Source organism: Streptomyces sp. YPW6 (assembly GCF_018866325.1).
GTDB lineage: Bacteria > Actinomycetota > Actinomycetes > Streptomycetales > Streptomycetaceae > Streptomyces.
Map to the genome: position 1 here is coordinate 1,843,983 of NZ_CP076457.1, position 21,228 is coordinate 1,865,210.

A 21,228-nucleotide genomic window follows, 5' to 3' on the forward strand; every position below is an offset into this window, starting at 1 on the left:
TCTCAGTCGTCTTCGTTGTCGCCGAAGTCGGGGCGGACGCCGCGCGCGGCCTGGACCTCGTCGTTGGAGGTGCCGGCGGCGACCATCGGCCAGACCATGGCGTCCTCGTGGACGATGAAGTCGACCACGACGGGGCGGTCGTTGATGGAGTTGGCCTCTTCGATGACCTTGTCCAGGTCGGCCGGGTCCTCGCAGCGGATGGCGTGGCAGCCCATGGCCTCCGACAGCTTGACGAAGTCCGGAACGCGGGTGCCCTTGTTGGGGACGCCGTCGGAGCCGGGTCCGGCGTGCAGCACGGTGTTGGAGTAGCGCTGGTTGTAGAAGAGGGTCTGCCACTGGCGGACCATCCCGAGGGCGCCGTTGTTGATCACGGCGACCTTGATCGGGATGTTGTTGAGCGCGCAGGTGGTCAGTTCCTGGTTGGTCATCTGGAAGCAGCCGTCGCCGTCGATGGCCCAGACCGTGCGGTCGGGCATGCCGGCCTTGGCGCCCATCGCGGCGGGGACCGCGTACCCCATCGTCCCGGCGCCGCCGCTGTTGAGCCAGGTGGCGGGCTGCTCGTAGTCGATGAAGTGGGAGGCCCACATCTGGTGCTGTCCGACACCGGCCGCGAAGATCGTGCCCTCGGGGGCGAGCCGGCCGATGCGCTGGATGACCTGCTGCGGGGAGAGGCTGCCGTCCTCGGGCAGGTCGTAACCCAGCGGATAGGTGTCGCGCCAGCGGTTGAGGTCCTTCCACCAGGCGGCGTAGTCGCCGGTGTTGCCCTCGGTGTGCTCCGCCTGGACGGCCTGGACCAGATCGGCCAGGACCTCGCGGGCGTCACCCACGATCGGCACGTCGGCGGTGCGGTTCTTGCCGATCTCGGCCGGGTCGATGTCGGCGTGGACGATCTTGGCGTACGGGGCGAAGCTGTCCAGCTTGCCGGTGACGCGGTCGTCGAAGCGGGCTCCGAGGGCGACGATCAGGTCGGCCTTCTGCAGCGCGGTGACGGCGGTGACCGCACCGTGCATGCCCGGCATTCCCACGTGCAGCGGGTGGCTGTCGGGGAAGGCGCCGAGCGCCATCAGGGTGGTGGTGACGGGCGCTCCGGTCAGCTCCGCGAGAACCTTCAGCTCGGCGGTGGCCCCGGCCTTCAGGACGCCGCCGCCGACGTACAGCACGGGGCGCTTGGACTGGGTGATCAGCTTGGCGGCCTCGCGGATCTGCTTGGCGTGCGGCTTGGTCACCGGGCGGTAGCCGGGCAGGTCCTGGGTGGGCGGCCAGCTGAAGGTGGTCTGCGCCTGGAGGGCGTCCTTGGCGATGTCGACGAGGACAGGGCCGGGCCGGCCGGTGGAGGCGATGTGGAAGGCCTCGGCGATGGTGCGCGGGATGTCCTCGGCCTTGGTGACCAGGAAGTTGTGCTTGGTGATCGGCATCGTGATGCCGCAGATGTCGGCTTCCTGGAAGGCGTCGGTGCCGATGGCCTTGGAGGCGACCTGCCCGGTGATCGCGACGAGCGGCACGGAGTCCATGTGCGCGTCGGCGATCGGGGTGACCAGGTTGGTGGCGCCGGGGCCCGAGGTGGCCATGCAGACGCCGACCTTGCCGGTGGCCTGCGCGTATCCGGTGGCGGCGTGGCCGGCGCCCTGCTCGTGGCGGACCAGGACGTGACGGACCCGGGTGGAGTCCATCATCGGGTCGTAGGCGGGGAGGATCGCACCGCCGGGAATCCCGAATACCGTGTCGGCGCCGACTTCCTCGAGAGAACGGATGAGGGACTGCGCGCCCGTGACGTGCGTGGCGGTGACGGACGGCTGTCCGCCGGTACGGGCGCGCGGCTGCGGGTGGTGGGCCCCGGTGGCCTGCTCGGTCATCGGCATTCTCTTCTCGAAGCTGAGGGTTTTCGCGGGTGTTTTGCAGCGTTTTGAGAGGTGTCGGTGCAACAAAAAACCCCTCGTGCCGTGAGGCAAGCGAGGGGAGCGCGCCGGGTGCGGTCCGCAGAGTGTCGTGGAGTGACTCTGCTTCAGCCGACGCGCTTTCCAAGTACGAGAATTCGGGTGCGCATGGCATTGACCCTCTCTCCGGCACGCATGACGTGTCAAGTGGGTGGGACGGGCGTCTCAGTATGTGATCCGGTGAGCAACGGGATCGAGCCGCCCGCCATCACCGGCCGGGGGGCGGGAATGCCCGGTACGGGGAACTCCCCGCGGACCAGGGCGCGTCGCAGCCGGTACTCGTCGAGCGGGCCGGAGAAGGCCATGCCCTGGCCGTGGGTGCACCCCATGGCGCGCAGGGCGAGGACCTGCTCGGGGACGTCGACGCCGTCGGCGACGGACTGGAGACCGAGGTCGCAGGCGATCCGCAGCAGGCCGCTGGTGATCTTGTGCAGCCGGGCCGATTCGACCACCCCCTCCACCAGGTTCCGGTCGAGCTTCAGCACGTCGATCGGGAGCCGGCGCAGCGCGTTGATCGCCGCGAACCCGCTGCCGAAGCCGTCGAGGGCGATCCGTACGCCGAGCCGCCGCAGGGCCACGAGACGCTGCTCCAGGGCGTCGAAGGAGACACGCGGGTCGCTGTCGGCCACCTCGATCATCAGGGCGCCGGAGGGCAGCCCGTGGCGCGTGAGCAGCGCCTCGACGGAGCCCGGCGGCGGGGCCGAGTCCAGCAGCCTGGCGGCGGAGAGCCGGACGGAGACGGCGACGGGATGCCCGGCCCTGGCCCGCTCGGCGGCCTGGGCCACGGCCTCCTCCAGGAGCCAGCGGCCGAGCTGGGCGGTGCGGTCGTCGTCGCCGGAGACCCGCAGGAACTCGGCGGGGGTGAACAGGATGCCCTGGGCGGAGCGCCAGCGGGCCTGGGCCGCGACGGCGGCGACGGAGCCGCTGGCGAGGTGCACGACGGGCTGGTGGAGCAGGGCGAACTCGCCGTCGCGCAGGGCGGTGCGCAGCCGGGTGGCCAGCTCGGAGCGGCGGACGACGTCGGCCTGCATCTGCGGGGCGTACAGCTCGACCCGGTCCTTGCCTCCGGCCTTGGCCCGGTACATCGCGAGGTCGGCGTTGCGCATGAGGTCGGTGGGGCTGATGGCGGGCTCGGCGAAGGCCACTCCGATGGACGCGGCCACCCGCACCTCGCTGGCGCCGATCCGGTAGGGCTGGGAGAGGGTGAGGCGCAGCCGGTCGGCGATCTCGTGGACCTGGTACTCCCGGGCGCCCTGGTCGCGGGTGCCGTCGCCCATGATGAGCGCGGCGAACTCGTCGCCGCCGAGCCGGGCGGCGGTGTCGCCGGCCCGGACGGACTCCTGGAGACGGCGGCCGGCCTGGATGAGCAGTTCGTCGCCCGCCTGGTGGCCGATGGTGTCGTTGACCTGTTTGAAGCCGTCGAGGTCGATGAAGAGGACGGCGGTGCCCGGGTCTCCGGAACGGCGGCCGCTGAGGGCCTGGCGGACCCGGGCGGTGAACAGGGCCCGGTTGGGCAGGTCGGTGAGCGGGTCGTGCTCGGCGTTGTGCTGCAACTGGGCCTGCAGCCGGACTCGTTCGGTGACGTCGCGGCTGTTGAGGAGGAGGCCGCCCTGGTGGCGGTTGACGGTGGACTCGACGTTGAGCCAGTCGCCGGTGCCGGAGCGGAAGCGGCACTCGATGCGGGTGGTGGGCTCTTCGTGGGGCGGGGCCGCGAGAAAGCGCCGCACCTCGTGGACGACCCGGCCGAGGTCGTCGGGGTGGATGATCGAGGACAGCTCGGCGCCGACCAGGTCCTCCGCCTCGCGTCCGTAGACCCCGGCGGCGGCGGGGCTGACGTAGCGCAGGGTGCCGTTGGGTGCGGCGATCATGATGACGTCGCTGGACCCCTGCACCAGGGAGCGGAAGTGGTTCTCCTTCTGGGCCAGCTCCTGGGTGAGGGAGATGTTGTCGAGGAGCATGATGCCCTGCCGGACGACCAGCGCCAGGACGACGGTGCAGCCGGTGAAGATGACGACCCGGTCCACCCGGCGCCCGTCGACCACGTTGTACAGGATGCCCAGGGTGCAGACGGCGGCGGCGAGATACGGGGTGAGGGCCGCGAGGGAGCCGGCGATGGGGCGGCTGGCGATGGCGCGCGGCGGGCCGGGGCGGACGGGCCGGCGGGCTCCGCGCCGGGCGCCCCAGGGGGCGTAGGCGAGGAGCAGCGAGCCGGCGAACCAGCCGGCGTCGAGGAGCTGGCCCGAGTGGTAGGTGGAGCGCAGCAGCGGCGAGGTGAACACCGCGTCGCTCAGCACCGTCAGGGCCAGGGCGGCGATGGCGGTGTTCACCGCGGAGCGGTTCACCCCGGCCCGGCGGAAGTGCAGGGCGAGCACCATCGAGACGAGGACGATGTCGAGCAGCGGATAGGCGAGCGAGAGGGCCGCGGGCGCGACGCTGGCCTCCTGGACGCCCGCCATGTGCGCGGTGTGGGCGAGGGCGAGGCTCCAGGCGAGCGTCAGCAGGGAGCCGCCGATCAGCCAGGCGTCCAGGGCGAGACAGACCCATCCGGCCCGGGTGACGGGCCGCTTGGCGAGGACGAGCAGCCCGACGATGGCGGGCGGCGCGAAGCAGAGGAAGAAGACGTCGGCGAGGGAGGGCGTGGGCACGGGGACGCCGAGGATCACCTCGTACCACCCCCAGACGGCGTTGCCGCAGGCCGCCATGGCGGAGGAGAGCGAGAACAGCAGCCAGGCGGGCCGCAGCCGGCCCGCGCCCGTCCGCGCGTAGAGGAAGCAGGAGACGGCGGCGACCAGCGCCGCGGCGGCGAGACCGAAGTCCCCCATGAAGACGGCGACTTGCGGCGAGCCCCAGCCGAAGGCGGCGCCCACCGAATAGCCCCCGCAGACGAGGCCGAGCAGGATCCGGGAGCGCATACCGGTGGAGCCGGACTCGGACCGTGTGGCCAGCAGGGCACCCAGCGCGCTCACCGGAGGGCTCCCCGCCCCGGGCCCGCCGGGCAGGCGCTGCCCGGTGCCTGGCTCCGCGCGGAACTCCTCCGGCGCCGCTCGCTCCGCGGGGGCCCGGGCCGCCCACGGGGCACCGCTCCGGGGCACGGATCCGGCCATCGGCGGCTGCTGCGCCGCATCGGCGCGGATGGCCGCGATCGTCCGCCCGCCCGTGTCGGCTCGTCTCTCCATGGCCAGCACATCGCCCGTCGCCCCCTCGCCTTCCGACGCTCCCCCCGCGCCGTCCCTTTCACGGCGCAGCCTCCCGGGTCGGACAATACACCAGATCCGTCACACAGGGCCATAGCATCTCTACGCTCCGTGACGAAAGGCGAGGTGAGCGGCACTGCGTGCATCCTGACCACCCCGTAGCGTGGCCGCCGCGGAGGGGTCAGCCGGTGGTGGCGACGACGTTCCGGAGCGGTTCCCCCGCGGCGAACCGGGTGAGCTGTGCGGCCAGCAGCCGCTTGGCGCGGGGTTCGAACGCCGAGGTGCTGCCGCCGACATGAGGCGTGATCAAGACATTCGGAGCATGCCAGAGGGGATGCCCCTGGGGCAGGGGTTCGGGGTCGGTCACGTCCAGGGCGGCCCGCAGCCGTCCGGATTCCAGTTCGGACAACAGGGCCTTGGTGTCGACGACTCCGCCGCGGGCGACGTTGACGAGGAGGGCGCCGTCGCGCATCGCGGCGAGGAAGTCCGCGCCCACCAGCCCCTGCGTGGACGCGTTCAGCGGGGTGGAGAGGATCACCACGTCGGCCTCGGGCAGCAGGGCGGGCAGATCGTCGAGCGCGTGTACGACGCCGCGTGCGGTGGTCCGCGCGGAGCGCGCGACGCGCGCCACCCGCGCGCACTCGAAGGGGGCGAGCCGGTCCTCGATGGCCGAGCCGATGGAGCCGTACCCCACGATGAGGACGGACTTGTCGGCGAGCGCCGGGTAGAAGCCGGACCGCCACTCCTCCTTGTCCTGACCGTGGACGAACCCGGGGAAGCCGCGCAGGGAGGCCAGGATCAGCGCGAGGGTCAGCTCGGCGGTGGACGCCTCGTGCACACCCTTGGCGTTGCAGAGCCGCACTCCGGAGGGCAGCAGGGGGAGGCCGGGCTCCACGTGGTCGATGCCGGCGGAGAGCGTCTGCACCACCTGGACGCCGCTCATGGCGGCGAGCGGGCGCTGCGCGATCTCGGGGCCCTTCATGTAGGGAACGACGTAGTAGGCGCAGTCGGCCGGGTTTCCGGGGTAGTCCGTTCCACCGTCCCAGAAGAGGTAGTTGAGCGTCTCCGGGAGTCCCTCGATCTCCTCGGCCGGGAAGGGCAGCCACACGTCGGCAGTCGTCGCAGTCATGGTGGGGAGGCTATGCGACGGGTGTGCGAGCGCTCCAGGGCGGCTGCGCGAGGGTCTGGGGAGGCCAGAGGTTACTTTTGGGTGCGGTACGGCCCCGTGACCGCGGTGACGAGGGAGGGTTCGGGGAGTTGGAGTGCAGGACTATCGGGGCGGCGGGGCTTGCCGTGGGCGCGGTCGGGCTGGGCTGCATGCCGATGAGCTGGGGCTACAGCGCGTCGCAGCGGATCGGGGACCGTTCGGTACGGACGGTGCACGCGGCACTGGACGCGGGCGTCCGGCTGCTTGACACCGCGGACATGTACGGCCCGTTCACCAATGAGCTGCTGGTGGGGCGGGCCTTGAAGGGCCGCCGCGAGGAGGCGTTCGTCTCCACCAAGTGCGGCTTGCTGGTGGGTGATCAGCACATCGTCGCGAACGGCCGGCCCGGGTACGTCCGGCGCGCCTGCGACGCCTCGCTGCGGCGGCTCCAGACCGACGTGATCGACCTGTACCAGCTGCACCGGGCCGACCCCGAGGTGCCGGTGGAGGAGACCTGGGGCGCGATGGCGGAGCTGGTCACCGCGGGCAAGGTGCGCTCGCTGGGGCTGTGCGCCGTGGGGGCGCGCGCCCCGCGCAGGTCGGGCGAGGGGCCGTTCGAGGGAACGATCCGGCAGTTGGAACGGATTCAGCAGGTGTTCCCGGTCAGCGCCGTCGAGGCGGAGCTGTCGGTGTGGTCGCGGGAGGCGCTCACGGAGTTGCTCCCGTGGTGCGGGGCGCGCGGGGTCGGACTGCTGGCCGCGATGCCGCTGGGGAGCGGCTATCTGACCGGGACGCTCAAGCCCGGACAGGGGTTCGAACCGGAGGATCTGCGGGCCCGGCACCCGCGGTTCACGGCCGAGGTGATGGCGGCGAACCAGCCCGTGGTGGCCGGTCTGCGGCGGGTCGCGGAGCGCCGGGGGGCGACCGTGGCCCAGGTGGCGCTGGCGTGGGTGCTGCGCCGGGGGCCGCACGTGGTGCCGGTGCCGGGGGCGAAGCGGGAGCAGTGGGCGGTGGAGAACGCCGGGGCGGCACGGGTGGTCCTGGACGACCGCGACCTGGCCGAGATCGACGCGCTGCCCGCCGCCCGCGAGTCCTGGGACTGAGCGCCACCGCTCGTACGGCGGGAGAATGGGCGGATCGGGAACTCCTGGACCGGTCGGCGCAGTAGGAACCGGTGAGGGTGCAGGAGCGGAAGGTCGGACAACCGTCGAAAGGATCGGTTCCGTGCGAGGTGCTCTGTTCGGACGTGCGCAGTCCCCGGCCGTGCGCAGGGGGGCGGTGGCCGCGCTGGCGTCGGCCGCCCTGCTGCTGTCCGCCGCGTGTTCCGGCGACGGGGACGGTGGTGCGTCCGGTGGGCCCGCCGGATCCCCGACCGCCTCGGGCTCCGCCTCCGCGGCCGCGCCGAGCCGCCCGGCGGACCTGCCGCCCGAGAAGGGCTCGGCGAAGGTCGTCTCGACGCTGACGGAGGACCTCCGGTCGCCGTGGGGTCTGGCCGCGCTGCCGGGCGGTGACCTGCTGGTGTCCTCGCGGGACGAGGGCACGATCCACCGGATCGACGGCGAGAGCGGGAAGCAGACGCTGCTGGGCTCGGTGCCCGGGGCCGCCCCGGCCGGCGAGGGCGGGCTGCTCGGACTGGCCGTCCCGTCCACGTTCGGCGCGGACCAGCTGGTGTACGCGTACGTCACCACCGCGTCCGACAACCGGATCGTCCGGATGAGTTACGACGAGAAGCGCCCCGCGGGCCGGCAGCTCGGCGCCCCGGACACCGTGCTGCGCGGTATCCCCAAGGGCCGCATCCACAACGGCGGCCGGATCGCCTTCGGCCCGGACAAGATGCTGTACGCGGGCACGGGCGAGGCCGGGGACACGGAGCTGTCGCAGGACAAGGAGTCGCTGGCGGGCAAGATCCTGCGGATGACCCCGGACGGCGAGCCGGTACACGGCAATCCGGAGGCGGACTCGGTGGTGTATTCGTACGGTCACCGCAATGTGCAGGGGCTCGCCTGGGACGCCGAGAAGCGGCTGTGGGCCGCCGAGTTCGGGCAGAACACCTGGGACGAGCTGAATCTGATCGAGCCCGGCGGCAACTACGGCTGGCCCGAGGTCGAGGGCGAGGGGGGCGAGGAGGGGTTCATCGACCCGGTGGCGCAGTGGAAGACCTCGGAGGCCTCCCCCAGCGGGATCGCGTACGCGGAGGGCTCGATCTGGATGGCCGGGCTGCGCGGTGAGCGGCTGTGGCGGATTCCGCTGTCCGGCGAGAAGGCCGGGGAACCTCTCGCGGACCCCCAGGCGTTCCTGGAGGGGGAGCACGGCCGTCTGCGCACGGTGGTGAGCGCGGGGAGCGACCGCCTGTGGCTGGTCACCAGCAACACGGACGGCCGGGGCACGACGAAGCCCGGGGACGACAGGGTCCTCCAGGTCGAGGTGGAGTAGCGGTCCGCCCGCACGGCAGGTCGGAGGGAGCACGGCAGGTGTTCAGTTTCTTCGAGGAGCTCTTCGCGCCGGGGCGCAAGCACACCTCCGACGAGCGCAAGCGGCTGGAGCTGAGCCGGATCGATCAGGGCGTCGGCGATCCGCACCGGGGACCGATAGATCTGGCCTCGGGAAAGGTCACCGTGCGTCCCCCGGGCAGGGACACGGACCGGGGCACGGACCCGCGCACGGATCGGGGCATGGGCGCGGGCACGGACCGGGGCTCGGGCAGGGACACGGACGGGAGCATGGGCTCGGGCGCGGAAGCGGACCGGGGCGCGGACGCGGACCGGGGCATGGGCACTTGTGCGGAGGACGGAGAAGCCGAGGGGGACGGCGGGAACGCCTGAAGCGCGCCCCGCGGGGCCCTACGCCGCCGGGTAGAGCCTCAGCCGGTGGGCGAGGGCGGCGGCCTCGCCGCGGCTGGAGACGCCCAGCTTGGCCAGGATGTTGGAGACGTGGACGCTCGCCGTCTTCGGGGAGATGAAGAGCTCCTCGGCGATCCGCCGGTTGGTGTGACCGGCCGCGACCAGCCGGTGCACGTCCTGCTCGCGCGGGGTCAGCCCGAAGGACGCCACAGCGGCGACGGCGGGGTCCTCCTCCTCGGCCGGCGGCCCGCCGGAGCCGTCGGCGGCGGATGCGGGGACCAGGACGGCCGGGGGAATCCCGGCGTCGGGCCCCAGCGCCGTACCGGAGTCGTCGAGAGCGATGCGGGCGCGGGCGGCCAGCTGGTCGACCGCCTCGGCGAGCGGGCGTGCGCCGAGCCGCCGGGCGGCCTCCTGGGCGCGGTGCAGCAGGGCCGTGGCGGTGGACCGGCAGCCGGGCGCGATGAGCAGGGACTCCGCCCAGCGGCGGTGGATCTGGGCCAGTTGGTACGGGCGGCACAGCGGATCGAAGGCCTCGGCGGCACGGGCCCAGTGGCCGGGTGTGTCCGTGCCCTCCGCACGGGCCAGCTCCGCCTCGATGAAGACGCCGTAGGCCTGCCATACGGGGACGAGCATCGGCAGGGTCTTCAGGCACCGGCGGATCAGGGCGAGCAGCTCCGGACGGTCCGGTTCGGCGGCGGGCAGCCCGCGGGCGTCCGCCTCGATCATGGCGGCGGTCTGGAGCAGCGGCAGGGCGTAGCGCTGGGTGCCGGGCGGGAAGCCGGCCCGGGCCAGCACCTGGAACGCGGTCCGTGCGTCGGCGAGCCGGCCCTGGGAGGCGGCCAGCACCATGCCGTGCCGGGTGGGGTCGATCGTGTGCTGGTGCTGCGGGTCGCGGTGCCCGAAGTGCCTGCGGACCAGGGCGAGCTGCTCCTCGGCCTCGGTCGTGTCCCCGCGGGCGACGGCCAGTTCGGTGCGGCGGAGCGCGGCGAGGCCCTTGGCCCGGGGGCCCAGCGCCAGGCGGGCGGCGGACGCGGCGGCAGTCGCGCTCCGCTCCCAGTGCCCGAGGGAGAACAGGGACTGGGACTGGTTGGCGTGCACCCAGGCCCCGGAGTCGGCCAGGCCGTGGCTGTGGCAGATCCCGATGCCGTGGTCGGCGGCGGCGACGGCCTCCAGCGAGCGGCCCATCGCCTCCAGCGAGGAGGGCAGATTGATGCTGACCCGGCCGAGGAGGTTCATCAGGTGGAGCTGTTCGGCGCGGTCCCGGACCGCGTACATCTCGGCGAGGCCCTCCTCCACGCCGCCCGCGTCCGCGACGAGCCAGCCGCGGGTGAGACGGGCGTGCAGCTCGATGTACTCGTCGCCGACGAGCCGGGCGTACTCCACGGCGCGGTCGCTGTCCTCCAGCGCCTGCGGTCCCGGCTGGTGGAGCGCCCTCCAACTGGCCACGTTCGTCAGGACGTCGGCCTGCACCGACGACGGCGGCAGCCCGCGCACCAGCTCCTGGGCGGCGGCCAGCTCCTCCCAGCCGTCGCCCTTGTCGAGGCCCTGCATCAGGCGGCTGCGCTGCACGAGGAACCAGGCCTCGCGCAGCGGGTCGGCCTCGGCGGCCAGGACTCGCATGGCCTTCTTGGAGATCGCCAGGGCGCGTTTGCGGTCGCCGCCGAAGTGGGCGGCGACGGTGGCCTCCGCCATCACGTCGAGGTAGCGCAGCGGGGCGTTCTCCGGGTCGCAGCCGGAGGCCGGGTAGACCTCGGCGTAGTCGAAGGGGCGCAGGGTGGCGAGGACCTCGCCGGGGACGTCGTCCCAGAGCTCCATCGCCCGCTCGAGCAGCCGCAGCTGCTCGGAGTAGGCGTAGCGGCGGCGGGCCTCGACGGCGGCCCGCAGCACGGCGGGCAGGGCCTTGGCGGCGTCGTGCGCGGCGTACCAGTAGCTGGCGAGGCGGGTGGCGCGTTCGTCGTCGCGGACGAGCGAGGGGTCCGCCTCCAGGACCTCGGCGTACCGGCGGTTGACGCGGGTGCGTTCGCCGGGCAGCAGGTCGTCGCTGACGGCCTCCCGGACCAGGGAGTGCCGGAAGCGGTAGCCGTCGTTGTCGGGGGCGGGTTGCAGCAGGTTGGCGCCGACGGCGGCGCGCAGGGCCGCGTCGAGGTCGTCCTCGCCGAGCCCGGCGACGGCGGCCAGCAGTTCGTGTTCGACGAAGGAGCCGCCCTCGGCAACGATCCTGGCGATCCGCTGGGCGTGTTCGGGGAGCGCCTCCACGCGGACGAGCAGGAGGTCGCGGAGCGATTCGGAGAGCCCGGAGCTGTCGCCGCAGCAGGCCAGGGAGCCGGCCAGCTCCTCGACGAAGAAGGCGTTGCCGTCGGAGCGTTCGAAGATCTCGTCGACGAGTGCGGCCTCGGGGACCTCGGCGAGGATGCCGGCGAGCTGGCGGCCGACCTCGTCGTGGCTGAACCGGTCGAGTTCGACGCGGGTGACGGTGCGCAGCCGGTCCAGCTCGGCGAGGAGGGGTCGCAGGGGGTGGCGGCGGTGGATGTCGTCGGCGCGGTAGGTGCCGACGACCATGAGGCGGCCGGTGCTCAGGGTGCGGAAGAGATAGGCGAGCAGGTGTCGGGTGGAGGCGTCCGCCCAGTGCAGGTCCTCCAGGACGAGCACGACCGGGCGGTCGGCGGAGATCTGCTCCAGCAGGCGTCCGGCGAGTTCGAAGAGGCGGGCGGTGCTGTGCTCGTCGGTGGCGTCCCGGTGGACCTCGCCCAGCTCGGGCAGGAGGCGGGCCAGCTCGCCCTCCTTGCCGGCGCAGGCGGCGGCCATCTCCTCGGGCAGGGCCCGGCGCAGGGCGCGCAGGGCGGTCGGGAACGGCGCGAACGGCAGCCCGTCGGCCCCGATCTCGACGCAGGAGCCGACGGCGACCACGGCGTCGCGCCGCTCGGCCGCCGAGACGAACTGCTCGACGAGGCGGGTCTTGCCGACACCCGCCTCACCGCCGATCAGCAGCGCCTGCGGATCGCCGGAAGCGGCCCGCGCGAGCGCCCCGGTGAGCGAGGCGAGCTCCTCGGCGCGCCCGACGAACACGGGGCTGACTGACCTGGTCTCCACGCCGCCGAGCATCGCATACGCGTGCGAGGCGGCGGGAGTCATTTCTCGCAGGGTGATCATTCTTCCCGCGCGGTCCCCGGCGGCTGCCGACGGGGCCGGGCCCGCCGCGCCCGGTACGCAGGGAGCGGCGGCGGGACCGGGGGCCGGCACGGGGGTCGTCCCGGGCCGGTGCATCGTCAGGCGGCCGGGGCGAAGCGGCTGCGGTCGCCCTGCCTCACCTGCCCCTCCGGATCTCGGCGTCCGGTACGGCGGGCGGCCCGGCGGGCCCGGCGCGCCCGGCCGATCTCGCGCTCGGCGTCGGCCCGGCGGATCAGCTCGGCGGAGGTGGAGCGGTAGAGCTCGTACTCGTACATGGTGTTCCCCTGGTTCCTGGTCGTGGCAGCGGACCGGAGGGGTGGCCCGGCCGGTCGGCCGGGGCCCTGTGTTCGCTGTGTGTCCACTGTCGTCGGCCAGGTGGGGGCGGGGCATCGGGCGAGTGCCGCATCTTCGCGGCGACGGGGGCCTTAGGCGTGGCCCCGACCCGTGCCGGAGGGGTGAGCGGGGGCCTTAGGAGATGCGCCCGGCCGCCTTACTCACGCGGGCACTCAGCCGGATCAGCCGCCGTACGGGGCGACTCCGGCCGGCCGACCGCGCCGAGGCCGGGCGCTGAACGCATCCGCCCGGCCGGGCGGATGCGTTCAGCGCCCGGCGCGGGCGCGCCATTCCGGGGCGAGGACGGACCAGATCTCGGAGTCGTGCCGCTCGCCCCGGTAGAAGTAGCTCTGCCGGAGGACACCGTCCCGGGTCATGCCGAGCCGCTCGGCGACCGCGATCGACCGGGTGTTCCCGGGCGAGGCGTGCCACTCCACGCGGTGGATGCCGCGTTCGTACACCGCCCAGTCGATCAGCCGCTCGGCGGCCCGGGTGATCAGGCCGTGGCCCTGCGCGGCGGGCTCCAGCCAGACGCCGATCTCGCAGGCGCCCTGTTCGGCGTCGAAGGACGGGAAGAGGACGCCGCCGACGAGGGTGCCCTCCCGCCAGATCCCGTACAGCCGTCCGGTGTCCGCGGCCTGCTTCTCCGCGTACTTCCGGAGCAGGGCGCGCGCCGAGTCCGGGTCGGTGGCGTACGAGGCGAACGGGATCCACGGGTCGACCAGTGACCGGGCCCGGTCCATGTGGGCCAGGAACTCCTCGGCCTGCCAGGGCTCCAGGGGCCGCAGCTCCGCTCGGTCGTCACCCAGGGATATGGCGAACATGGTGCTCCTCCTCCGTCTGCGCCACGCCCTCCTCGGCGGCGCGCGCCCCGGGGATCTTCGCATGGAGCGGTACGCAGTCGGGCGGCTCGATGGAGATCCGGGGCAGCCGCTTCTCCAGCCAGCCCGGCAGCCACCAGTTCGCCCCGCCGAGCATGTGCATCAGGGCGGGCACCAGCAGGGTGCGCAGGACGAAGGCGTCCAGGGCGACGGCGGTGGCGAGGGCGATGCCGAACATGGCGATGACCCGGTCCCCGCTGAGCACGAAGGCGAGGAAGACGGAGATCATGATCACGGCGGCGGAGTTGATGACGCGGCCGGTCTCGGCGAGGCCGACCCGTACGGAGCGCCGGTTGTCGCCCGTCTCCAGCCACTCCTCGTACATCCGGCCGACCAGGAAGACCTGGTAGTCCATGGAGAGCCCGAAGAGGACCGAGACCATGATCACGGGGAGGAAGGGTTCGATGGGCCCGGCGCTGCCGAGGCCGAGCAGCTCGCTGCCCCAGCCCCACTGGAAGACGGCCACGACGACGCCGAACGAGGAGGCGACGGCGGCCACGTTCATCACGGCGGCCTTCACCGGAATGCCGATGGACCGGAAGGCCAGGAGCAGCAGCAGGCAGCCGAGCCCGATGACGACCCCGACGAACAGGGGCAGCTTCCCGACGATGATCTCGGCGAAGTCGTCGTAGCTCGCCGTCACCCCGCCGACATGGGCCTCCAGCGAGGTGGCCTCCTGGACCGGCGGCAGCACGTCGCCCCGGATCCGGTCGACGAGCTCGCTGGTCTCCTGCGACTGCGGCGAGGAGTCGGGGACGACGGTGAGGAAGGCGGTGTCGCCGCCGCCGTTGTAGGTGACGGGGCTGACGGACGCGACGCCCTCGGTGGTGCGGAGCTTCTCGGGCAGCGAGTCCAGGGCGAGCCGGTCGTCCGCGCCGTCGAGCTGGGCGGCGATGGTGAGGGGGCCGTTGACACCGGGCCCGAAGCCGTCGGCGAGGAGGTCGTAGGCCTGCCGGGTGGTGGCGGTGGCCGGGTTGTTGCCCTGGTCCGACGTGCCGAGGTGGAGGCCGAGGGCGGGCAGGGCGAGCACCAGCATGACGACGGCCGCGATCCCGCCGAGCAGCTTGGGGTGGCGTTCGACGAAGGCGGACCAGCGGGCGGCGAAGCCGGTGGGCAGTTCGGGGCGCGGCCCGTGCTCGGCGAGCCGGCGTCGTTCGCGGCGGCTGAGCGCCCGCATCCCGATGAGGGAGAGCAGGGCGGGCAGCAGGGTGACCGAGGCCAGCACGGTGAGGACGACCGTGAGCGAGGCGGCGATGGCGACGCCGTTGAGGAAGTCGAGCCGCAGGATCAGCATGCCGAGCAGGGCGATGCAGACGGTGACCCCGGCGAAGACGACGGCGCGGCCGGTGGTCGCGACGGCGTTGCGGGCCGCTTCGGGCACGGACATGCCCTGCCGGAGTCCTCTGCGGTGCCGGGTGACGATGAACAGGGCGTAGTCGATGCCCACGCCGAGCCCGATGAGCATGCCGAGCATGGGGGCGAAGTCGGCCACGGTCATCAGGTGGCCGAGCAGCACCGTGCCCGCGTAGGCGGTGCCCACGGAGACCAGGGCGGTGGCGATGGGGAGCAGGCTGGCGGCGAGGGAACCGAAGGCGAGGAAGAGCACGACGGCCGCGACGATCACGCCGACGCCCTCGGCGAAGTGGACGGAGGGCGCTTCGGTGAGGGCGACGGCGGTGCCGCCCAGCTCGACCTGGAGCCCGTCGGTCTCGGCGGCCTTCGCGGTGTCGACGAGGGCCTGTGCCTGGGCGGCGGGGATCTCGTCGGCGGGGCGGTCGAAGGTGACCGTGGCGTACGCGGTGCGGCCGTCCTGGCTGATCTGGCCGGGGCCCGCCGCACCGTAGGGGCCGGTGACCGCGCCGACGCCGGGCAGATCCTCGATCGCGTGGAGCGTGCGGGTCATGGTCTGCTCGACGCCGGCCGCCTCGACCGTGGAGTCCGAGGTGTGCCAGACGACGGTGTCGGTGTCGCCGCCGAGGTCGGTGAAGCCGCGCGAGAGGAGTTCGGTGGCCCGGCCGGACTCGGTGCCGGGGACCTCGTAGTCGTTGGAGTACGCCGACCCGGCGATCCCCGCGGCGGCGGCGGTGCCGCCGAGGGCGGCGAGCCAGATGAGGACGGCGACGAGGCGGTGCCTGATGCACCAGCGGGCGATGGCAGCCAACGGACGAGCTCCCTGCGGGTTCGTGGACCTTTACCCGCAGATAATGTGATCTGCCCGTAAACGTCTCATGACCTGAGACCGCCCACTCTGACAGCAGATCGTGATCCTTTGTCCGTTTCGTGGTCATGGTCACAGGCCCTGATCTGCCCTTTACCCAGGACGGACCAGGGCCTGCGGCCCGCCGCGTCGGGCCGGTCAGCCCGAGACGCTCGCCCGGCCGTTCTCGATGTGCCCCATGAGCCGCCGCCGGAAGCCGTCCTCCCCGTCCACGGTGACGTCGAGGTCGTACCAGCCGTGGGCGTCGGCCGCCGAGTGCACCAGCGACCGGCTGCGGCCCGGCTTGACCGTGACGCGGCGGGTCCAGTCCGCCACGTCGTCCTCGTCGACGTAGCCGAGCGGCCGCACCAGGAAGGTCAGGGGGCGGCGGCCGGTGTTGCGCAGGGTGAGGTGGATGTCGCGGTCGCGGTGGTCGATGCGGCTGGCGACCTCCGCTCCCCCGTCGGCCGGTCCGGCGAACTCGCGCCGGAAGCCGTTCGGCCCGGTGACCGTGAAGCGGTACGCCTCCCCGGCCACCGGGACCGTCCAGTGCCCGCGGCGCCGGACGTCCCGGTGCTGCGGGGCCGGGAACTCGCCCGCGTACGGGTAGAGCGCGAAGTGCGCCGAGGACCGGCCGCGGTTGTCCAGCTCCACCCGCAGTCCGCCGTCGGCCCACCGCGCCTGGGCGTCCGGCCGGTAGGGCAGCGGGCGCGCCGGGCGTACGCCGGACTCCTGCTCGGGGAGGTGCTGGACGGCGGGCGGCCTGGGCTGCCAGCGGCCCTCGAACGGCGGGATCGCCCCGGGCGTCCGGACGGCGGGCTGCCGGCGGGCCCGGGTGAAGTCGAAGGCGGAGGTGAGGTCGCCGGTGACGCGGCGCCGCCAGTCGCCGATGTTGGGCTCCTCCACCCCGGTCCAGCGCTCCAGGAAGCGGATGACGGACGTGTGGTCGAAGACCTCGGAGCAGACGTATCCGCCCACGGTCCACGGCGAGACGACCAGCAGCGGCACCCGGATGCCGAGGCCGGTCGGGCGGCCCTCCCAGTGCTCCTCGGTCACCTCCGGGGGTGCGACGGGCGGCGGGACGTGGTCGAAGAAGCCGTCGTTCTCGTCGTAGTTGATCAGCACGGCGGTGTGCCGCCAGACGTCGGGGTGCCGGCCGAGCGCGTCGAGGACCTTGTAGACGATCGTGGCGCTGTGCACCGGTGAGGAGACGCTCGGGTGCTCGGAGTCGATCGCCGAGGGGACCAGGTAGGAGACCTCCGGCAGCGTCCCGGCCGCCACGTCCTTGGCGAACTCCTCCGCCAGGGTCCCGGTCTCCACCCGGCGCAGCCCGCGCTCGAACAGGCTGCGCTCGTGGGGCGTGAGCGTGGCGACGCCCTCCTCCAGCAGTCCGAGCAGCCGGGTGCGCTCGGCCTCGGACGCGCCTCGGACGCGGGCGTAGAAGGCTTCCATGTACGTGTGGCCGCCGGTCCTGGCCAGCGCCTTGCGGGCGATCGCCTTGAAGGTGGCGTAGAACTCGATCTGGTTGTCGGTGAAGTTCTCCCACTCGGTGTACGTCCGCCAGCTGCGCCCGGCCCGCTCCAGGCGCTCGGCGTAGGTGGACCAGTCGTAGCCGGGGTGGCTGCCCTCGTTGTACGCGTCGTTGCCGACGGCCCGCTTGCCGTTCGCCTCGAAGCCGGTCTTCCCGCTCCAGAGGTGGTTGCGGTTGGGGCTGGTGGAGGTGTGGATGGAGGAGTGGTAGGCGTCGCAGACGGTGAAGGTGTCGGCCAGCTCGTAGTGGAGCGGGATGTCGCGGCGGTCGTAGTACGCCATCGTGGCCGCGGTCTTCGCGCTGATCCAGCCGTTCATCCAGCCGCCGCCCCAGGCCTTGGCTCCGCCGCTCCACGAGTGGTCGAGGGCGCCGATGTACTGGAGGTCCTTCTTCTGCTCCTCGGCCGCGCCGCGCACCGGGAAGGGCAGCACGGTGGAGCCGGCCGCCCCGGGCTGCTCGAACACGGTCCCGCCGGTGGGCAGCTCGATGGCGTTGCGGTCGCCGAAGCCGCGCACGCCGCGCAGGGTGCCGAAGTAGTGGTCGAAGGAACGGTTCTCCTGCATCAGGATCACCACATGCTTGATCGACCTCAGCCCGCCGGACCCCGCGTGGGCGGGCTGCGCGGCGATGGCGGCCTGGAGCGACGGCGGCAGGAACGATCCGGCCGCAGCGGCGCCGAGTGCGCCGCCGCCCAGCGCGAAGAGCCGTCGCCGTGACATGTCCGTGGTCAAAGGAGCCTCCTGGTTCCGGTGGGTACAGCCGGGAAGCTAGTCAGACCGGGTGGCGTCGGGAAGGACTGCGTACGGCCCGGTGGTGAACGTCCAACAGGCCGCTTCGAAAGTCCAACCGCCGGTGACGGGCCGCTCACACCCCGATGAGGTGCAGCGATGCCCAGAGCGCGAGAGTGGAGGCCAGCAGCGTCGCCGGTACGGCAGCGATCCCCAGCCGGGTGAAGCGTCCCAGCTCGGGGGCCTCCCCGTGCACGTGCAGGATGCGCCGCCACAGGAGCGTGGCCAGCGAGCCGACGTAGGTGAGGTTCGGTCCGAGGTTGACCCCGATCAGGGCGGCGAGCAGCGGTCCGGGCCCGGCCGCCGCGACGATCGGCAGCAGGGCGAGGATCGCGGGCAGGTTGTTGATCAGGTTGGCGAGGAGGGCCGCGACCACGGCGACGCCGAGGAGGGCGGGGAGCGTGTCGCCGTCGGGCAGCAGCGCGGCGATGGCGTCGCCGAGGCCGTTGTCGACGACGGCCTTGACGACGACGCCGAGGGCGAGAACGAAGAGGCAGAACAGCGGATTGGCCGCGCGGACGACGGCGAGCGGTGTGGTCTCCCGCCTGGCGAGGGCCCGTACGGCGAGCACGAGGGCCCCCGCCAGCGCCGCCCACAGCGGCTCGGCCCCCTCGAACGAGGTCACGACGAACCCGGCCAGCGTCAGGGCCAGCACCACGAGCGGGAAGACGGGCACCGGTGTGCGCTCGGCCCCGGGATCCGGCGCGTGCGCCCCGGCGGCCAGGTCGTCGCGGAAGGCCCGGCGGAAGACCGCGTACTCGACGGCGACGGCGGCGAGCCAGGGCAGCGCCATCAGCGCGGCGAACCGGGTGAAGGAGAGGCCGCTCGCGGTGAACGCCAGGAGGTTGGTGAGGTTGGAGACGGGGAGCAGGAGGGAGGCGGAGTTGGCCAGATGCGCGCAGGCGTAGACGTACGGGCGGGGCCGCGCGCCGACCCGGGCGGCGGTGGCGAGGACGACGGGGGTGAGCAGGACGACGGTGGCGTCCAGGCTGAGGACGGCGGTGACGACCGAGGCGACGACGAAGACCCCGCCCAGGAGGGTCCCGGTCTGCGCGCCCCCGGCCCGAAAGGCACCCAGCAGATCCCCGGCGGCCCGGAACAGTCCCTCGTCCGCGCAGAGCCGGGCCAGCACGAGGATCGCCGCGAGGAAGCCGACGACGGGCAGCAGCTCGCCGGCCTGTTCCCGCGCCTCGGGCCAGGACACCGCGCCCAGGGCCACCACGAGCACGGCGGCGGGCACGGCGGCGGTCGCCTCCGGCAGGCCCCGGGGGCGCAGGACGGCGAAGGCGAGGACGCCCAGCAGCAGGGCGAAGGAGACGAGCTCGGCGATGACGGTGTTCAGGGGGACTCGCGGGGTCTCTGGGGTCTCGGCGGGGGGCGGACCGGCCGGAGGGGCGGTGCGCCCCGCGTACTCGCGTACGGATGGCGCACCGCCCCTCCGGGGACGATCGGGTGATCAGCCTTCGACGCCGAGCTTCTCCAGGATCAGCTCGCGCACGCGCGCCGCGTCCGCCTGGCCGCGGGTGGCCTTCATGACCGCGCCGACGAGCGCGCCCGCCGCCGCGACCTTGCCGCCGCGGATCTTGTCCGCGATGGCCGCGTTGCCCGCGATGGCCTCGTCCACGGCCGTGGACAGCGCGCCCTCGTCCGAGACGACCTTCAGGCCGCGCTTCTCGACGACGGTGTCCGGGTCGCCCTCGCCCGCGAGGACGCCCTCGATGACCTGGCGGGCCAGCTTGTCATTGAGGTCGCCCTTGGCGACGAGCGCGGCCACCCGGGCGACCTGCGCCGGGGTGATCGGCAGCTCGTCCAGGCCGCGGCCGGTCTCGTTGGCGTTGCGGGCCAGCTCGCCCATCCACCACTTGCGGGCCTGGTCCGCGGGGGCGCCCGCCTCGATCGTGGCGACGATCAGGTCGACCGCGCCCGCGTTGAGGATGGACTGCATGTCGTGCTCGGAGACGCCCCACTCCTCCTTGAGCCGCGCCCGGCGCAGCCGGGGCAGCTCGGGGAGGCCCTTGCGCAGTTCCTCGACCCAGTCGCGCGAGGGCGCGACGGGGACCAGGTCCGGCTCGGGGAAGTAGCGGTAGTCCTCGGCGTTGTCCTTGATGCGGCCGGCCGTGGTGGAGCCGTCCTCCTCGTGGAAGTGCCGGGTCTCCTGCACGATCGTGCCGCCCGAGGACAGCACGGCGGCGTGCCGCTGGATCTCGAAGCGGGCGGCACGCTCCACGGAACGCAGCGAGTTGACGTTCTTCGTCTCGGAGCGCGTGCCGAACTTCTCGGTGCCGTTGGGGCGCAGCGACAGGTTGACGTCGCAGCGCATCTGGCCCATCTCCATGCGGGCCTCGGAGACCCCGAGGGCCTTGATCAGCTCGCGCAGCTCGGCGACGTACGCCTTGGCGACCTCGGGGGCGCGGGCGCCGGCTCCCTCGATCGGCTTGGTGACGATCTCGATGAGCGGGATGCCGGCCCGGTTGTAGTCGAGCAGGGAGTGGGACGCGCCGTGGATACGGCCGGTGGCGCCGCCGACGTGGGTCGACTTGCCGGTGTCCTCCTCCATGTGGGCGCGCTCGATCTCCACGCGGAAGACCTCGCCGTCCTCCAGCTGGACGTCCAGATAGCCGTTGAAGGCGATCGGCTCGTCGTACTGCGAGGTCTGGAAGTTCTTCGGCATGTCCGGATAGAAGTAGTTCTTCCGGGCGAAGCGGCACCACTCGGCGATCTCGCAGTGGAGCGCGAGGCCGATCTTGACCGCGGACTCGACGCCGATCTCGTTGACGACCGGCAGCGCGCCGGGCAGTCCGAGGCAGACCGGGCAGGTCTGGGAGTTGGCGTCCTGCTTCAGCTCCGTGGAGCAGCCGCAGAACATCTTGGTCTTGGTGCCGAGCTCGACATGGACCTCCAGGCCCATGACGGGGTCGTAGGACGCGAGGGCGTCCTCGTACGACACCAGGTCAGTGACAGTCACGGTGAAACTTTCCCTCTCAGCCCAGCAGGACGTCGTCGTCGCCGAGACGCTTCAGTTCGCGATAGAGGATCGCGAGTCCGGTGACGATGGCGGCCGCGGAGACCGCCGCGTCGACGAGCCGCAGCACGTCGTTGTCGTTGCGGGCGAGCTTCGCCTGCTTGGCGACGCTGATCGCGCCGAACGCGGTGCTGCCGAGCGAGACGTACAGCCCGGTCTTGGACTTCTTGAAGTTACTGGCCTTCTTTGCCAT

At 72.9% G+C, this 21,228-nt stretch carries 14 protein-coding genes; 3 read left to right on the forward strand and 11 right to left on the reverse strand.

The window, feature by feature from the left end:
* Positions 1-2: 2 nt before the first annotated feature.
* The 3 genes from KME66_RS08015 to KME66_RS08025 form a co-directional block, all read right to left on the reverse strand.
* The gene (locus KME66_RS08015; protein ID WP_073214107.1) at positions 3-1,859 is read right to left on the reverse strand and encodes an acetolactate synthase large subunit; all 1,857 of its coding nucleotides are present in this window, start codon (positions 1,857-1,859) and stop codon (positions 3-5) included.
* Positions 1,860-2,077: 218 nt separating this feature from the next.
* On the reverse strand, positions 2,078-4,900 hold the full coding sequence (locus tag KME66_RS08020) for a bifunctional diguanylate cyclase/phosphodiesterase (RefSeq protein WP_216329149.1): 2,823 nt from the start codon (positions 4,898-4,900) through the stop codon (positions 2,078-2,080).
* A gap of 409 nt (positions 4,901-5,309) precedes the next feature.
* Positions 5,310-6,257, reverse strand: coding sequence for a 2-hydroxyacid dehydrogenase (locus KME66_RS08025; RefSeq protein ID WP_216320528.1), 948 nt, complete (start codon positions 6,255-6,257; stop codon positions 5,310-5,312).
* A 164-nt stretch (positions 6,258-6,421) separates the two neighbouring features.
* On the opposite strand from KME66_RS08025, the gene KME66_RS08030 reads away from it, so the two are divergent.
* From KME66_RS08030 to KME66_RS08040, 3 genes are all read left to right on the forward strand, one after another.
* A complete protein-coding gene (locus KME66_RS08030; protein WP_216329151.1) occupies positions 6,422-7,378 on the forward strand; it encodes an aldo/keto reductase in 957 nt (318 codons plus the stop codon).
* Between the two features lie 121 nt (positions 7,379-7,499).
* Positions 7,500-8,708: a sorbosone dehydrogenase family protein gene (locus tag KME66_RS08035; RefSeq protein WP_216320530.1), complete on the forward strand. Its 1,209-nt coding sequence runs from the start codon at positions 7,500-7,502 to the stop codon at positions 8,706-8,708.
* Between the two features lie 38 nt (positions 8,709-8,746).
* The gene (locus KME66_RS08040; RefSeq protein WP_216320532.1) at positions 8,747-9,097 is read left to right on the forward strand and encodes a DUF6191 domain-containing protein; all 351 of its coding nucleotides are present in this window, start codon (positions 8,747-8,749) and stop codon (positions 9,095-9,097) included.
* Positions 9,098-9,115: 18 nt separating this feature from the next.
* Here the strand turns inward: KME66_RS08040 and KME66_RS08045 are convergent, their stop codons facing one another.
* From KME66_RS08045 to KME66_RS08080, 8 genes are all read right to left on the reverse strand, one after another.
* Complete coding sequence (locus KME66_RS08045; protein WP_253208257.1) at positions 9,116-12,265, reverse strand: helix-turn-helix transcriptional regulator; 3,150 nt, start codon at positions 12,263-12,265, stop codon at positions 9,116-9,118.
* Between the two features lie 116 nt (positions 12,266-12,381).
* Entirely contained in the window at positions 12,382-12,558 is a 177-nt protein-coding gene (locus KME66_RS08050) for a hypothetical protein (RefSeq protein WP_178378886.1), read from the reverse strand.
* 324 nt (positions 12,559-12,882) lie between these two features.
* Positions 12,883-13,440 carry a GNAT family protein gene (locus KME66_RS08055; RefSeq protein WP_073214125.1) on the reverse strand — a complete coding sequence of 186 codons (558 nt, stop codon included), beginning with the start codon at positions 13,438-13,440 and terminating at the stop codon, positions 12,883-12,885.
* Positions 13,418-15,658 carry an efflux RND transporter permease subunit gene (locus KME66_RS08060; protein ID WP_216320536.1) on the reverse strand — a complete coding sequence of 747 codons (2,241 nt, stop codon included), beginning with the start codon at positions 15,656-15,658 and terminating at the stop codon, positions 13,418-13,420. The genes KME66_RS08055 and KME66_RS08060 overlap by 23 nt, the downstream gene beginning before the upstream one ends.
* A 195-nt stretch (positions 15,659-15,853) precedes the next feature.
* Entirely contained in the window at positions 15,854-17,956 is a 2,103-nt protein-coding gene (locus KME66_RS08065) for a phosphocholine-specific phospholipase C (RefSeq protein ID WP_216320538.1), read from the reverse strand.
* A gap of 133 nt (positions 17,957-18,089) precedes the next feature.
* Positions 18,090-19,355 (reverse strand): SLC13 family permease, encoded by a 1,266-nt coding sequence (locus tag KME66_RS08070; RefSeq protein WP_216329153.1) that lies wholly within the window; start codon positions 19,353-19,355, stop codon positions 18,090-18,092.
* 114 nt (positions 19,356-19,469) lie between these two features.
* Complete coding sequence (gene gatB / locus KME66_RS08075; protein WP_216320540.1) at positions 19,470-20,978, reverse strand: Asp-tRNA(Asn)/Glu-tRNA(Gln) amidotransferase subunit GatB; 1,509 nt, start codon at positions 20,976-20,978, stop codon at positions 19,470-19,472.
* Between the two features lie 16 nt (positions 20,979-20,994).
* On the reverse strand, positions 20,995-21,228 hold the full coding sequence (locus KME66_RS08080; RefSeq protein WP_069738393.1) for a hypothetical protein: 234 nt from the start codon (positions 21,226-21,228) through the stop codon (positions 20,995-20,997).

Bases quoted from the DNA above. Each gene is read 5' to 3' on its own strand.
- KME66_RS08015 (WP_073214107.1), bottom strand. From the start codon at position 1,859: ATGCCGATGACCGAGCAGGCCACCGGGGCCCACCACCCGCAGCCGCGC.
- KME66_RS08025 (WP_216320528.1), bottom strand. From the start codon at position 6,257: ATGACTGCGACGACTGCCGACGTGTGGCTGCCCTTCCCGGCCGAGGAG.
- KME66_RS08045 (WP_253208257.1), bottom strand. From the start codon at position 12,265: ATGATCACCCTGCGAGAAATGACTCCCGCCGCCTCGCACGCGTATGCG.
- KME66_RS08050 (WP_178378886.1), bottom strand. From the start codon at position 12,558: ATGTACGAGTACGAGCTCTACCGCTCCACCTCCGCCGAGCTGATCCGC.
- KME66_RS08055 (WP_073214125.1), bottom strand. From the start codon at position 13,440: ATGTTCGCCATATCCCTGGGTGACGACCGAGCGGAGCTGCGGCCCCTG.
- KME66_RS08080 (WP_069738393.1), bottom strand. From the start codon at position 21,228: ATGGCAAAGAAGGCCAGTAACTTCAAGAAGTCCAAGACCGGGCTGTAC.